The following is a 12,926-nucleotide window of genomic DNA, read 5'->3' on the forward strand; positions in this document are numbered from 1 at the left end:
CTATCTCCAGTTCCAATGTTCTGCCTGAAAGCCTGTGGGTTTCGGCAGAATTTTTGCTTTTGTCAACAGGTCCTTTGAAGTACAAAAATTATTTTAAGGAGGTCTCCGTTATGGATGATAGTAATGATAAGTGTAAATTGGGTATATTGAGTTTTTCAGTTAATGCGCAAAATGCGATGACTGCTGAAAAGGCTAAGAGGGTTGCTGCGTTGGTTAAGGGCATGAATGAGTATAATTGTGAGTATGTGGGTGAAGCTTATATACAAATCATGGAGGGTAAGACCAAAATGTATGATGGTAAGGATGCACTTCGTGACCTGAATATGTATGCTTATTTCCGTAAAAAAGAAGAAGAAATAGAGCTGGCTAAACGTGCAGAAGTTGAGAGTAGGTTAATCAATGAGGTTGAGTTGGAGATGGGTGAAGCTGGTGCAGTTGCTGAAATGATTGAGGACAAAGACCTGAACGTTGAAACAATAGTTGCCGATATAGGAGACAAGAATTACTATGTCGAGCGCTACTTAGAGATACGAGAAGTTCTTTTCTTCAAAAAAGGTGTTGATATCCATAGAAGGCTGACCCTTGCCATGCAGGGGGATAAACAGGCGGTTTGGAAAACAGAATGGCTTTTCCGCGAATGTGAACTCTTAGATTTCTTCCGCGAGTTCTTTTCTGTTCCCGAGTATTGGGCTGAGGTGTGCAGAATATTAGATTGAGCAGTGGCTGAGTATTTTTCCTCAGCCTTTTATTTTTTTAGGGACATATGACGGATTTCGGACAGTGAAGGATGAACTTTGGACATCTTTTTCTAACTTAATTATATGAACAAAAGAAAGGTGATTTTTCAATGAGATTAGATGATTTAGTTTTTATTCAGTTTGCAGTAAAGTGCCTCTCGTTCTCAGAAACAATAGGTTTCAAAAAGGGGGCATCAGAGGCGAAAAGGATAGATGCAGCTTTCAGGTTGTTTTGCATTGAGCAAGGACGCTTGGATGTCATTCAAACAGCTGGCTATATGCGTGGGTTAGAGGGTTCAATTAAGGACTTGGTCCCAGAGTTGTGGGGTGTGATTGCCCCCATAGAGGCAGGGTATGTGCAATTGAGTAGTGTCGGCGAAGCCTACGCAAGGGTAATGGCAAAAGCGAAGGAGCCAGACCTTATTTTGAAAAGAAAAGAAATTCCCGATGCAATTAAGCGTCAACTTCAAGCCGAACGTCAGCAAAAGACTGAAAAGCAGCATGTCGGTATTCGTATAGATGAGACTTTGTTGTAAGGCTCAAATGTAGAAAGAATTAGGAGGATGAAGCTATGGAGAAAAAGCCAATATCAGAATTGTTTTATAGACCATGGGAAAAAGAGCAGGACGACTTTTTTCCTTGTCAGCATTGCCATTGTAGGCATGAAGTTGGCGCGGAATGGGAATGTCCTTTGGAAAAGGAGTTTAGATTTGATGATACTGTGCATCAAGAGGAATCACAGAGCGAATTAGTTTATGTGGACAACAACTTGTTGAACCCTGTATGGCTGCTTACCAAGGGTTTTGGGTTGCCACGTGGAAAAACTTATAGCAAGGGTGAGGTCGAATATAAGGATGGAACCTTGTCCTATAACCCTTTACCTGGTTTTTCATTTCCGCTGCTGTCCTTTGAAATGGCAGAGGGACCAAGATTTGTATCACAGTATTATTTGCGCGTAAGATGCGCTGATATTGTTTCGGCGTTTGACTTTGCAGAAGAGATTGGAGAAATTCCCGTGTTGGAGGATATATTCTTCGATTTTTATGAAGCTGTTCTCAGATGTGCTGGTTTGCGCCATACAAACTTGGTATTCGGCTGGATTATCAGAGACTTTTCAGATGTGGTCATTCCTGTTTTTGGGAAGATTTTTAGGCAGGGTGGGTTGAGCTACATTGACATGAAAAACTTTCCAATCTGTAAAGAAGAAATCGACGATTATTTGGGCGGATACCATTCGGGCGAGGATGGCGACTTCTACCAAACAGAGTCTACATGCTATTTAGATGGAGGATGGGGGTTTGACTTTATTGAAAATGGAGAATGCACAGATTATATTCCTATCTGCGACTTAATTGAGGGTGAAGTGCAGTGTGGTCTACTGATTGATAATTATTGGCTGCAAGATGGTATGGATTATTGCATGCATAAGGTGATTCATCTCTATACCGTCATATTGGATTGGATAACAGATTTGTGGAGCACAGCACATGCTCTTACAGTAGCGAATGCAATTGCGCGTGAAGTTCCTGTGCTGGACGAACTGGTGGTGTATCTAAAAGATGCTCTGGTTCAAGAAATAAGGTGCTGGGATGAGGATTAAAGGGGTGGTTAGGTATGACAAGAAAGCAACGACTGTTGAATACGTTGTTTGAGATAGAGCAACAGCTTGATAAGTTAGTGGAAGAATTGGAAGACCTTACTATTAGGAAGAAAATGCAAGCTAAGTCAGCTGAAACAGTTGCTCTATACAATTGGGTAAACGGCGAGTTTTTTGCGTTGAGTGATGATTTATCCGATTATGCTTACACTTCATATTGCAAGGGTATCAATACTTTGAGGAGAATAATCGAATATGTGGAATTGAAAGAACCTGTAAAAGTGGTGCATCAGCTTAATACAGAGCGAGAAGTTTTTGAAAGTTTTCTGGAAAAAGCTGAGTTTGAGAAAGTCAAAGAGTTCTATGTTCCCTGCCCTGTGTGTGGTACATGGGTAGGCAAAGAGGCTTACAAATGCTGACGGTTGCCTTTGTGGTCTTTATCCTCCCTCATTTTGCTGAATGGGTGATTATCAGAATAGCCGCTATCAATTACGGATTGCGTGAATTTATCAAGTCCTGACCCAACAATTTCATATCGACAACAAAGCGACAGGTATTTCCTTGAGAAGTCTCTGTCGCTTTTATTTTTACCAATATTCAAGGAGGAAAAATCAATGAGAATGTCTATGAACGAAAAGAAAGCTCTTTATGCCTTTGGTTGTCCGAACCGTGAAGCCACCGTGGAACGCTTGCGTTTCGTGGCTGCACTTGCTCCCGATCCTGCGGCAAAGAAGCTGTTCTTCACTCTGGCAGTCAAGCTGAATGACGAGAGCTGCGACAGATGGTATCGCTGTTTCTTCTACAACATGAGACTGGAAGTGGAACACTTCGCCCACCACAAGTATCGCTCGGACAATCTCCGTGTTCAGATTAGGGAGAGCGATTATGAGTAAGCTGACAAAATACGAAAAGGAAACAATCGTCCTGTTCAATGAGGGCGAGGACACAGCACACATCCAGACCTACAACGCCGGATTGAGAACCAGACTGGCGGCATTCTCCAAGAAGTATCCCGACCTCTGCCGACTGGATAAGACCTATGAGCAAGGCGGTGTGTCCTATGCTCTGGACAAGTCCCGACTGTCCATCCGTCTGCAACCACCGTACAGCGAGGAACGCAGACGAAAAGCAAGTGAAAACGCTAAGCAAAACGGTTTTGCCAGTCAGACGGAATAATGTAGCGTTTAGGGTTGATATGCGGTCAAAATATCGGGTCTGTATCCGATATTTTGACCGTAACTTTTTCCCAACGATAAAATATATAGGCACAGTTCAAAAAGAAAATATGTCGGAATTAGGGATGATTTTCCGTTCTGGACAGGAAAGCGAGGTAATTATGGCAAATGTGTATGGATATATTCGTGTCAGTAGCCGTGACCAGAACGAAGATCGCCAGATAATTGCGATTAAAGAAGTTGGTGTTACCGATAGAAATATATATCTGGATAAGCAGTCCGGCAAGGACTTTGAACGTCCACAATACAAGAAGCTGTTACGCAAAGTGAAAAAAGACGATCTGCTCTATATCAAAAGCATAGACCGTCTTGGGCGAAACTATGAGGAAATCTTACAACAATGGCGTGTCATCACAAAGGATAAGGGTGTTGACATTGTAGTGCTTGATATGCCGCTTTTAGACACTCGCAGAGGTAAAGATTTGATGGGAACTTTCCTCTCTGACATTGTTTTACAAGTCTTGTCCTTTGTTGCCGAGAATGAGCGCACCAACATCAGGCAGCGACAAGCCGAGGGTATAGCGGCAGCAAAGGCAAAAGGCGTGAAGTTCGGCAGACCGCCCCTGCCTTTGCCTAAAAACTTCTATGAAGTTCACAAAGCTTGGAGAGGAAAGAAAATCACACTGAAAGAAGCGGCAAATGCTTGTAATATGCCAATCGGAACATTTTACGGGAAAGCCAGAAAGTTTGAGAATGTGGATAAAACAAAATGATGCCATGATTTGCATAAGTGTACCTTTGCAAATCATGGCACATTTCGACGGACACAAATATTATACTTCTGATTCCTTTGATTTTCAAGGTGTTGAAGTGAATTTTTACGATAAAATTCGTAACTCTTTTGTAACTTTTGCCGGTTTGTAAAGGTACACTTTCTAAAACGCAATAAAAAGCAAAACCAAGGCTGTGGAGACGAATATGCCGGAAAGGAGGTCGTGGATAATGAACTGCTTAAAGCGAATCACGTCTATCCTAATCGTTGTTGTGATGCTGGGGGCGTTATCTGCCTGTGGTTCTTCGGAACCCTGTGAATCATGCGGAGATACGCCAACGAAAGGCTACAAGAACGACTATTCCGGTGAAAAGGAATACTATTGTTCAGACTGTTCGTCGGACTGTGCTTTCTGTTCGAACAAGGCGAAGCACCATTATACCTCGGGTTTGGGGATTATCATTTTTGCATGTGACGACTGCTACAAAGAGATTCAAGAACTGAACTCGTAATATTACATCTAAAGAGAGGGTAAAAAACATGGCTTTTTTTGACAAGTTAAGTAAGACAGTCACGGAAGCCAGCCAAAAAACCATAGCCAAAACTAAGGAACTGGCTGATACTTCAAGACTAAATTCAATGATTTCTGAAGAGGAAAAGGTTATCACCAATCAGTATTTTCAGATTGGAAAACTGTATGTCTCCATCCACAAAGACGATTTTGAGGATGATTTTGCCGGAATGATCGGTGCTATTGCTGAAGCAGAAGCAAAAATTAGAGACTACAAGAAGCAAATCCAAGACATTAAGGGCGTACAACGCTGTGAAAAGTGCGGTGCCGAAGTTCCCAATGGAGCGGCGTTTTGCAGTTCTTGTGGAGCTACCATGCCGAAGATTCAGGCCCCGGTTTCCACCGATTACATAAAATGCGAAAACTGTGGTACAGAAGTGAAAAAAGGTATGCGCTTCTGTACTTCCTGTGGAAAACCGATGGAAGCGGTTAAAGCCACTTCTGATATGCCTGTAACTGAGCAGACAGTAATTATTGAACGAGAGAAGGTATGCCCTAACTGCGGTGCAAAGGTCGAAGAAGGTTTGGCTTTCTGTACTGAGTGTGGAGCAAAGCTGCAATAAGGGAGGAAAAAGATATGCAGAAAACAAGACTTGGTATTTCGGTTGGATTGCTCGGAGCAGCAATCTATTTCATGGGGCTGTTTAGCGGCTATTTGGTAGCGGTTGTTCTTGCCGGATATGTTCTGCTGCTTGAGGAAAACAGCTGGCTGCGAAAGAGCGCAGTGAAAGCAGTGTCTGTGATGGCAGTTTTTTCGCTGCTGATTACTGTGTTGAACCTCATTCCCAACGCTATCAGCTTTGTTGATAATGTCGTTTCAATTTTTGGCGGTAGTTTCCATGTGGCATTTTTGTCCAATTTGATTTCTGCTGCTGTTGCGGCACTCAACATTATCGAGAAGCTGTTGATGATCGGGCTGGGTGTCAAGGCGCTGAATCAGGGAACGATTGCTGTTCCTGTCGTTGATAAGCTGATTAACAAATATATGGGATAAGGAAACGGCAAAGGGCGGTGGATGATGGTACTACTTATCCACTGCCCTTTCTTCATTATAGCGAAGGGAGAGAAGAAATATGGCTAAGTTTTGCGGAAAATGCGGTGCGAAGCTGGATGAAGCTACCGGGCTGTGTCCAAACTGCGATGCCGATAAACTGAATAAGCAAACCGAAACGCCGGAAGCAGTTGAGAAACCAAAACCGAAGCAGGACACGGCTTCAGAGCCGAAGAAGCCGTTAAGTAAAAAGGAAGCAAAAAAGCAGCATAAGGCAGATAAAAAAGCGGCGAAGAAAGCTAAGAAAAAAGAAAAATGGGCAAGCATGACTTTAGGTCAGAAGCTACGGAAGATTTTCTTAAAACTTGCTATGTGGGTTTTGCTGATTGCGGTTTTTGCAGGTGTAGCAATTGTAGGACTTTCACATCACAACATCATCGAAATTCCCGGTATTAATGAATTTTTAGATTTCATTGGTTTGCGCTCTGAAACGGTGGGTAGTGCAGAGGAATATAAAGTCAATGCTCCGGATGCAGAATCGTATTATGGGAATAACTCAGATATTATTATGGAAATAGATGTAAATGATTCTAACGATGTTCTTACGGAATCGGAAACTTGTACTGAATTGACAGGACGAGGATTTGAGGAATATCCGATCACAACAGAATATTCAATGGATGGAGCGTATTCTGATGCTACTAACATTTCGGATAATTCATCGAATAAGCATCCAATTTATCAAACATATTATGTGTCTAGTAATGGAGACTTATGGACTGTTTTTGTGATAAATGGCTCTGTACTGGCAAATCCAGTATCTTATAATCTCCAATCCGGTCGAAGCGTTCAGGCGATTGTATCTGAAACAGAAACTGTAATGAGTTATGACAGCGCAACGAACAGATTTTATGAAACGATTCCACATGAATCAGCTTTGGTTTTGATTACCGTTGACAAAATTGATGCGGAAACTCTTGATAAATTAACAGCAGGAGAAATTGAGCGGTATGGTTAAGGAGGACAAGTTCAAAATTATGAAAAGAATAGCAAAAATTCTCCTTCTTGTTACTATTATGCTTTTAGAACTCTCCACAAATGCTTTTGCAGAAGAATTAAGAAGCGAAGATTCTTCAGTAATTGTTTCCATGGGAGATTCTTATTCGTCTGGAGAAGGAATCGAGCCTTTTTATGGTCAAGACTTACCTATTTCTCTGAAAGTAAAAAACTATAGTTGGCTTGCCCACAGGTCTGAGAATGCTTGGTCAGGCATGCTTTCGCTTCCTTCTCTCAGCGGAACAATGTCAGAGAATGCCGACAATTGGTATTTTGTAGCCGCATCAGGTGCTACAACTGCGAATATAAATGGAATATTTGAAAAGACATATTATAAAAAGCAACCTTCTAGGACTCTTCCTGATTTGCAGGGCACGGTGCCTCTTCCTTCCCAAATCAGCATTTTCGAGAAGTTAAGAGAAGAAGGAAAAGCAGCTGACTATGTTACAATTACAATAGGCGGAAATGATGTAGATTTTACTGGAACTGTGATAGCCGCTGTATGTAGTAGTACATATTTAACGCCTGCTTATTTATCAGATAAGATTAATAATACATGGAAAGATTTCTACGAAGGAGGAATACGAGAAAGTATTTGTAGCACTTACGAAAAAATTCATGAAGCTGCGGGAAAAGATGCACGAATTATAGTTGCCGGATATCCCAAACTACTGGATCCCGGCGGAAGTATGTTCTTGTTTTCAGAGGATGCTGCGCAATGCTTAAACAGGGCGGTTAGCCAATTTAATGATGCGATTGAATCAATCGTGTATGACTATAGGCTTATTCATGGATATGATATTTGGTTCGTTTCTGTGGAAGAAGCATTTCAGGGGCACGGAGCCTACTCTGATGACCCTTATCTTAATGAGGTAATCATAGGAACACGCTCCGAGGACATTAATGATTCAGAGGTAATAAGTTCATACTCGATGCACCCTAATTATGAAGGTGCCTGTATATACGCAGAATGTGTACAAAGCAAAATTGACGAATTAGAGGGGGTATTGTCTGAATCATCTAATACTAAATACAATACTGACTTGTTACTGTCGGTTTATGATATAAACAATAGTGCATATAACGACTACACGATAGATATAACTGGCACCTATAATACCGGATGGTTTGGTTGGTCGTGGTTCGGTTGGTTTGAAAAAGATTATAGCGAACACATTGTAATCAACGATTCAAATTCTCAAGCCATCGCCTTGAATGCCAACGGAAATTATGTGATAACTATAACGGATAACAAGGACGATTCAAAAACATACTCTAAAAATATAGAAGTATCGAATGAATATCCAAATAAGCGCATTAACTTCTCTACAAATTTTGGCGTAATGCTGGAGACAAATATATATGGCGATTATGAAGAATCCGATATTCCGACTGATGCCGTCGAATTTGACGGTCATCACTATTATGTATATAACCTGGACACGGTGACCACTTGGGAAGAGGCAAAAGAATATTGTGAATCTCAGGGAGGTTATCTTGCAACGATTACCAGTCAGGAGGAGGACGAATTCGTTTATGCCTATTTGCGGAACAACTTCGAATATGAAAGCGCGTATTTCAGCTTTACTGATCGAGACGAAGAAGGAACTTGGGTGTGGGACAATGGCGAAGTGAGTTCCTATACAAACTGGCATTCCGGAGAACCAAACAGTGAAAATCCCAACGAGGATTTCGCTATGTATTATTACAAATATTCAGATGGATCTTGGAATGACGGCGATTTTGGCAATCGGACGGTGAGCGGTGGAAGAGCGTTCATTTGCGAATGGGGCGAATATGAAACTGCCTCAAACAGTCAGTCGCAGGAACCTATCAGAACCACTTCGGATGAACGGGATATTGTTTTAGTTCTCGATACATCCGGCAGTATGTCTGGAACCCCTATGGAGGAAACAAAGAAGGCAGCAACCAATTTTGTCAATACCATTCTTGAAGAGGATGCCAGCATCGGGATTGTTACTTACGAGGACAGTGCGGAATGGCTTTCCGATTTTTCTGTTGACAAAAACCACTTGACAGGAATCGTGGCGGGTATTTCCTCTGGAGGAGGGACAAACATTGAGTCTGGGTTGGCAGAGGCAAAATCCATGTTGGATAGTAGCAATGCCAAGAAAAAAATCATTGTACTTATGAGCGATGGCGAACCAAACGAAGGCAAGGAAGGTGAAGATCTGATTGCTTATGCTGACGAAATCAAGAGTAGCGATATCCTAATTTATACGTTGGGATTCTTTGAGAATATGGGCGGAAGCAAATCATCAGCGCAGTATTTGATGGAGCATCTGGCCAGCGATGGCTGCCATTATGAAGTTGCCAGTGCGGATGATTTGGTTTTCTTCTTCGAGGATATGGCGGATCAAATCAACGGACAAAAATACATTTATATCCGTATCGCCTGCCCTGTTGATGTTACGGTCACACACAACGGTGAGACATTGTGTTCTGCCGAAGATGATTTGAATGTCCGAACGGATTTCGGAACATTGACATTTGAGGATAACGAAGATGTGACCAATGCCAACGAAGATGACCGGATCAAAGTTCTCAGGCTTAAAGAAGGTGCCGAATATGACGTGAAGATAACTGGCACCGGACACGGCCTCATGGACTACACAATAGGTTTCATGGACGAAAATGGCGATTACAGCGATTTCAGAAGATTTGAGAATATCAAGATTACACGAAGAACGGAAATTGACACCGTTGCGGCAGTATCCAAAGAAAGCGTACTGAACATTGACGAAGATGGCGATGGCAAGTATGACTTGAAGTTGCGAGCTGAAGAAAACGGCTATGGCGAAGAAGTCGAGGAATCCATCTTGATTTATATCGTTGCTGTCAGCGGTGCGGTACTACTCCTTCTGATTGTTATTCTCATTGTACGAAAGAACCGGAAAAATAAAAAATCAAAGGAGAACAACTGATATGGCAAAGTTTTGTGGTAACTGCGGAACTCAGTTAGAGGACAACGCAAAGATATGTGGCAAGTGTGGAACACCTTTGGATGGTGCGTCTGCCAATATCCCGGGGCTGAAAGTTACAGACCCGGAGAAGCAGAAGAAGATGAAAAAAACGGTCAAGAGCGTGGTTGTTCTGGCTGTCCTTGTTGTTGTGGCTGTGATTACATTTAATGTTGTATCGCAGTATACGGGCTATAACGGCCTGCTTCGCAAGGTGATGACAGCGTATGAAAAGTACGACATTGACACTCTCATTTCTGTATCCAGCGATATGTATTTCTACGGCGAGGAAGATTGGGTTGAGTATTATTTCGAGTACAATGTCGGTGATGATTTGGATTCTTTTGAATCCTCTGTCGGGCATAGCTACAAGCTCTCCTACGAAGTCAATGAAATCTATACGCTGTCCGAACGCAAGTTGGACGAGATGTTGAGCGAAATCGAATATACATACGCTGACTTTGATGTAGACACAATCGAGAAAATTGTTGTTGCAGATTTGACCGTAACGGCCAAGCAGGGTAGCAAGTCTGTCAATCAAGACATGAACATTGTTATGTCCAAAGAAGATGGAAAGTGGAAATTGCTCTACATTCAATAATGCCAAGGAGGATTGAATCATGTACTGTGGAAATTGTGGAAAGGAAATAGCTGACAACGCCACTTTCTGCCCGGAATGTGGAGCGAAGATCGAAGCTGCACGGCAGGCAGTTAAGCCCAAATCATTCAGCCCCAAAACGAAAAAGTTGATGAAGCTGGGTGTCCTTGTTGTTGCAATTATCGCTGTGGCTTTTATCGGGTTAAAGGTGTTCTCTTATATCCAAAGCATTCCGTCTGAGGAAGAAATCCAGATGGCAGCAAATAATGTGGCGAACGGCGCACTTGTTGCAAGTGATGGGAAGTGGATATACTATAACGACAGCGGCTTGTGCAAAATGCGTCTGAAAGATGGTTCCAAGCAATCCGTTATTTCCAGTGACATTTATGCTGAGCATATGTTTTATATTGGCAACAATCTATACTACTATTCCTTCCCCGGATACTATGTGCTGGATGGAACAGTTGGTGAAGATTTAGGGTTTAGCGTTTTTACAGAAAACTGCATTCAGTTTGATGGGAAAAAGTTTTATGTAACAGGTTCTTCCAACTATGAGGATGGTGGAGTATATTCTACGAAAGTGGGAAATACAAATAAAGGCACAAAGCTCTCCGACATCCACCCCACCCGACTGCTCTTGCAGGGCGATTACCTGTATGTTGTCAGCGGATTTAGCTCCATTAACGATTTGCCAAATGATAATTACGGAACATGGAGAATGAAGCTGAATGGCAAAGACCTGATTTCGATTTTTGATTATTGTCCAAGCTATCTGGTTTTCTCCGGTGACAAGATGTATTACACAAATGAGGATCGAACAATCTGCTCGGCAAATCTGGACGGGTCAAACGAAACTGTTTTCGAGGGAACTGCTGTCAGCAACGGATTGAATGTGTCTGAGGATTACATTTTCTACATTTCATCCGACACACAGACAATCTATCGTATGGACAAAGATGGTAGCAATAAGACAGAGTTAAATGCCGACCGAAGCGGCAGACTGAATGTTGTTGGTGAATGGATTTTCTATGAAAACCAAGATTACGACTACGAAATCTACAAGATGAGTTTTGATGGCAGCTACAATCAACCAATCTATTGATTTATACTTATCCAAATAATGACTAAGCCAAAGGCGATCAACCGTAAAAAGTTGGTCGCTTTTGAATAGCCATTTCAATAGGCACGATTCCACAATGGATAAGAGCCTCGCCCTTTCTATCCCCATTGCTTCTGGCCTCAGACAACTTCATTTCAAGCAGTCCTCTTACAGAAGGTGTTAGCGGAGCCTTTGTTTCAAAGTGCATTTCGGGATTGTTGTTAAACTTACGCACTTTGCCTTTCGCCTCGTAGACCTCATCGTCATCATCGTCATCGTTTTCTGCGAGGATTGTTCTGATATTCAATGCGGTCAAAGCAGAGGCAGGATAGATATTAGCATTTTCGATTCCATTATCTTTCAAGTAGCTTCTAACCTTTTCCAAAGAAGCATCAACGCTATCTTCCCCTTTTTTAAACTCGTCCAGTTTGTTTACAACAAAGATGAATCGGTCTCTGGACTGCTTACCACCAACATGCATACTGTTAGCAACATAGCTCAATAAGTCATTGTCGTCATTTACAGCCAACTGAGTGGCATTCAAAATATACAGGACTACAGCTTTCGAAGACTCAGAAAGCATACGGCGGGTCGCTCTCTTATGCTCTGGGTCTCTAGAATTGTTAGGACCGGGAGTATCAACAAGGACAAGGGACACATCGTCCGACGATACGAACGGAATATTACCTTCGGCACGAATTTTTGAAACTTCCGGACTGCTATTCAACTTCTCCATAATTTCAAAAGTGAGGTTCGGATATGTCTGGATAAGTTGGCCGTTTGTATCGTAAGCCTTTGCTGTAAAGCAATCGCCATCGTTATCTTTAATCTCGGTAATGGTTGCAGTACAAGCTTCTTGTTTTGCGGGCATTAACTTCTGCCTCAGCAATGCGTTAATCAAGGTAGATTTTCCTGCACTCATCGTTGCAACAACATTGACTTCAAAATCACTACTCTTTGCCAGGTTAAATGCTCTCACAACGTCCGGTTTTTTCAATTCATCAAACGGACCTTCTTGTATTTCTTTAAAAATTTCGCTGATAGCATTCTCCTTGTCAGCAACTTCCTTGGCAGGTATATGTGTCGGTTCTTCAATATGAAACCCGCGTTTATTGGCTTCTTGGCGCATCGATTCCACATCTTCAAAATCAAGAATAGTTCCATGGAAAGTAATATGAAAGTCGCGAGTTCTATATTCTTCAAAAACAATGTCAGGAAGTTCCTCAATCCACTCTTGAAGACGTCTGTCACCAAAATTCAGTTTGCTTTTTTGATGGGGGACATTGCCATCAACCAAAATCGTAGTTTCCAGACGATAAGGGTTGTATTTAATCATCATTTCTTTCATA

At 42.0% G+C, this 12,926-nt stretch carries 14 protein-coding genes; 13 read left to right on the top strand and 1 reads right to left on the bottom strand.

Annotated elements, in window-relative coordinates; translation table 11 throughout:
- From I6E39_RS05140 to I6E39_RS05200, 13 genes are all read left to right on the top strand, one after another.
- A partial coding sequence (locus I6E39_RS05140; protein WP_235380543.1) for a hypothetical protein occupies positions 1–716 on the top strand: 716 nt, incomplete at its 5' end.
- Positions 717–847: 131 nt separating this feature from the next.
- Positions 848–1,273, top strand: coding sequence for a hypothetical protein (locus I6E39_RS05145; RefSeq protein ID WP_235380544.1), 426 nt, complete (start codon positions 848–850; stop codon positions 1,271–1,273).
- A 35-nt stretch (positions 1,274–1,308) separates the two neighbouring features.
- Positions 1,309–2,337, top strand: coding sequence for a hypothetical protein (locus I6E39_RS05150; protein WP_235380545.1), 1,029 nt, complete (start codon positions 1,309–1,311; stop codon positions 2,335–2,337).
- Positions 2,338–2,351: 14 nt separating this feature from the next.
- Complete coding sequence (locus I6E39_RS05155; protein ID WP_235380546.1) at positions 2,352–2,753, top strand: hypothetical protein; 402 nt, start codon at positions 2,352–2,354, stop codon at positions 2,751–2,753.
- 207 nt (positions 2,754–2,960) lie between these two features.
- A complete protein-coding gene (locus I6E39_RS05160; RefSeq protein WP_235380547.1) occupies positions 2,961–3,227 on the top strand; it encodes a ferredoxin in 267 nt (88 codons plus the stop codon).
- Positions 3,220–3,510: a molecular chaperone gene (locus I6E39_RS05165; protein WP_235380548.1), complete on the top strand. Its 291-nt coding sequence runs from the start codon at positions 3,220–3,222 to the stop codon at positions 3,508–3,510. Before I6E39_RS05160 ends, I6E39_RS05165 begins: the two co-directional genes overlap by 8 nt.
- Before the next feature lie 160 nt (positions 3,511–3,670).
- The gene (locus tag I6E39_RS05170) at positions 3,671–4,282 is read left to right on the top strand and encodes a recombinase family protein (RefSeq protein ID WP_235380549.1); all 612 of its coding nucleotides are present in this window, start codon (positions 3,671–3,673) and stop codon (positions 4,280–4,282) included.
- A gap of 539 nt (positions 4,283–4,821) precedes the next feature.
- On the top strand, positions 4,822–5,415 hold the full coding sequence (locus I6E39_RS05175; protein ID WP_235380550.1) for a zinc ribbon domain-containing protein: 594 nt from the start codon (positions 4,822–4,824) through the stop codon (positions 5,413–5,415).
- A 14-nt stretch (positions 5,416–5,429) separates the two neighbouring features.
- Entirely contained in the window at positions 5,430–5,846 is a 417-nt protein-coding gene (locus tag I6E39_RS05180; protein WP_235380551.1) for a hypothetical protein, read from the top strand.
- Positions 5,847–5,925: 79 nt separating this feature from the next.
- On the top strand, positions 5,926–6,861 hold the full coding sequence (locus I6E39_RS05185) for a zinc ribbon domain-containing protein (protein WP_235380552.1): 936 nt from the start codon (positions 5,926–5,928) through the stop codon (positions 6,859–6,861).
- On the top strand, positions 6,854–9,844 hold the full coding sequence (locus I6E39_RS05190) for a VWA domain-containing protein (protein WP_235380553.1): 2,991 nt from the start codon (positions 6,854–6,856) through the stop codon (positions 9,842–9,844). Before I6E39_RS05185 ends, I6E39_RS05190 begins: the two co-directional genes overlap by 8 nt.
- A gap of 1 nt (position 9,845) precedes the next feature.
- Positions 9,846–10,481 carry a zinc ribbon domain-containing protein gene (locus tag I6E39_RS05195; RefSeq protein WP_235380554.1) on the top strand — a complete coding sequence of 212 codons (636 nt, stop codon included), beginning with the start codon at positions 9,846–9,848 and terminating at the stop codon, positions 10,479–10,481.
- A 19-nt stretch (positions 10,482–10,500) separates the two neighbouring features.
- Positions 10,501–11,580, top strand: coding sequence for a zinc ribbon domain-containing protein (locus I6E39_RS05200; RefSeq protein WP_235380555.1), 1,080 nt, complete (start codon positions 10,501–10,503; stop codon positions 11,578–11,580).
- Positions 11,581–11,617: 37 nt separating this feature from the next.
- Here I6E39_RS05200 and I6E39_RS05205 read toward each other — a convergent pair whose 3' ends face one another.
- Entirely contained in the window at positions 11,618–12,925 is a 1,308-nt protein-coding gene (locus tag I6E39_RS05205; protein ID WP_235380556.1) for a dynamin family protein, read from the bottom strand.
- Position 12,926 lies beyond the last annotated feature (1 nt).

It is taken from the genome of Pseudoflavonifractor phocaeensis (assembly GCF_021531375.1).
GTDB lineage: Bacteria > Bacillota > Clostridia > Oscillospirales > Oscillospiraceae > Lawsonibacter > Lawsonibacter phocaeensis_B.

Coding starts and splice junctions, on each gene's coding strand:
- I6E39_RS05145 (WP_235380544.1), top strand. CDS start 848: ATGAGATTAGATGATTTAGTTTTTATTCAGTTTGCAGTAAAGTGCCTC.
- I6E39_RS05150 (WP_235380545.1), top strand. CDS start 1,309: ATGGAGAAAAAGCCAATATCAGAATTGTTTTATAGACCATGGGAAAAA.
- I6E39_RS05155 (WP_235380546.1), top strand. CDS start 2,352: ATGACAAGAAAGCAACGACTGTTGAATACGTTGTTTGAGATAGAGCAA.
- I6E39_RS05160 (WP_235380547.1), top strand. CDS start 2,961: ATGAACGAAAAGAAAGCTCTTTATGCCTTTGGTTGTCCGAACCGTGAA.
- I6E39_RS05165 (WP_235380548.1), top strand. CDS start 3,220: ATGAGTAAGCTGACAAAATACGAAAAGGAAACAATCGTCCTGTTCAAT.
- I6E39_RS05170 (WP_235380549.1), top strand. CDS start 3,671: ATGGCAAATGTGTATGGATATATTCGTGTCAGTAGCCGTGACCAGAAC.
- I6E39_RS05175 (WP_235380550.1), top strand. CDS start 4,822: ATGGCTTTTTTTGACAAGTTAAGTAAGACAGTCACGGAAGCCAGCCAA.
- I6E39_RS05180 (WP_235380551.1), top strand. CDS start 5,430: ATGCAGAAAACAAGACTTGGTATTTCGGTTGGATTGCTCGGAGCAGCA.
- I6E39_RS05185 (WP_235380552.1), top strand. CDS start 5,926: ATGGCTAAGTTTTGCGGAAAATGCGGTGCGAAGCTGGATGAAGCTACC.
- I6E39_RS05190 (WP_235380553.1), top strand. CDS start 6,854: ATGGTTAAGGAGGACAAGTTCAAAATTATGAAAAGAATAGCAAAAATT.
- I6E39_RS05195 (WP_235380554.1), top strand. CDS start 9,846: ATGGCAAAGTTTTGTGGTAACTGCGGAACTCAGTTAGAGGACAACGCA.
- I6E39_RS05200 (WP_235380555.1), top strand. CDS start 10,501: ATGTACTGTGGAAATTGTGGAAAGGAAATAGCTGACAACGCCACTTTC.
- I6E39_RS05205 (WP_235380556.1), bottom strand. CDS start 12,925: ATGAAAGAAATGATGATTAAATACAACCCTTATCGTCTGGAAACTACG.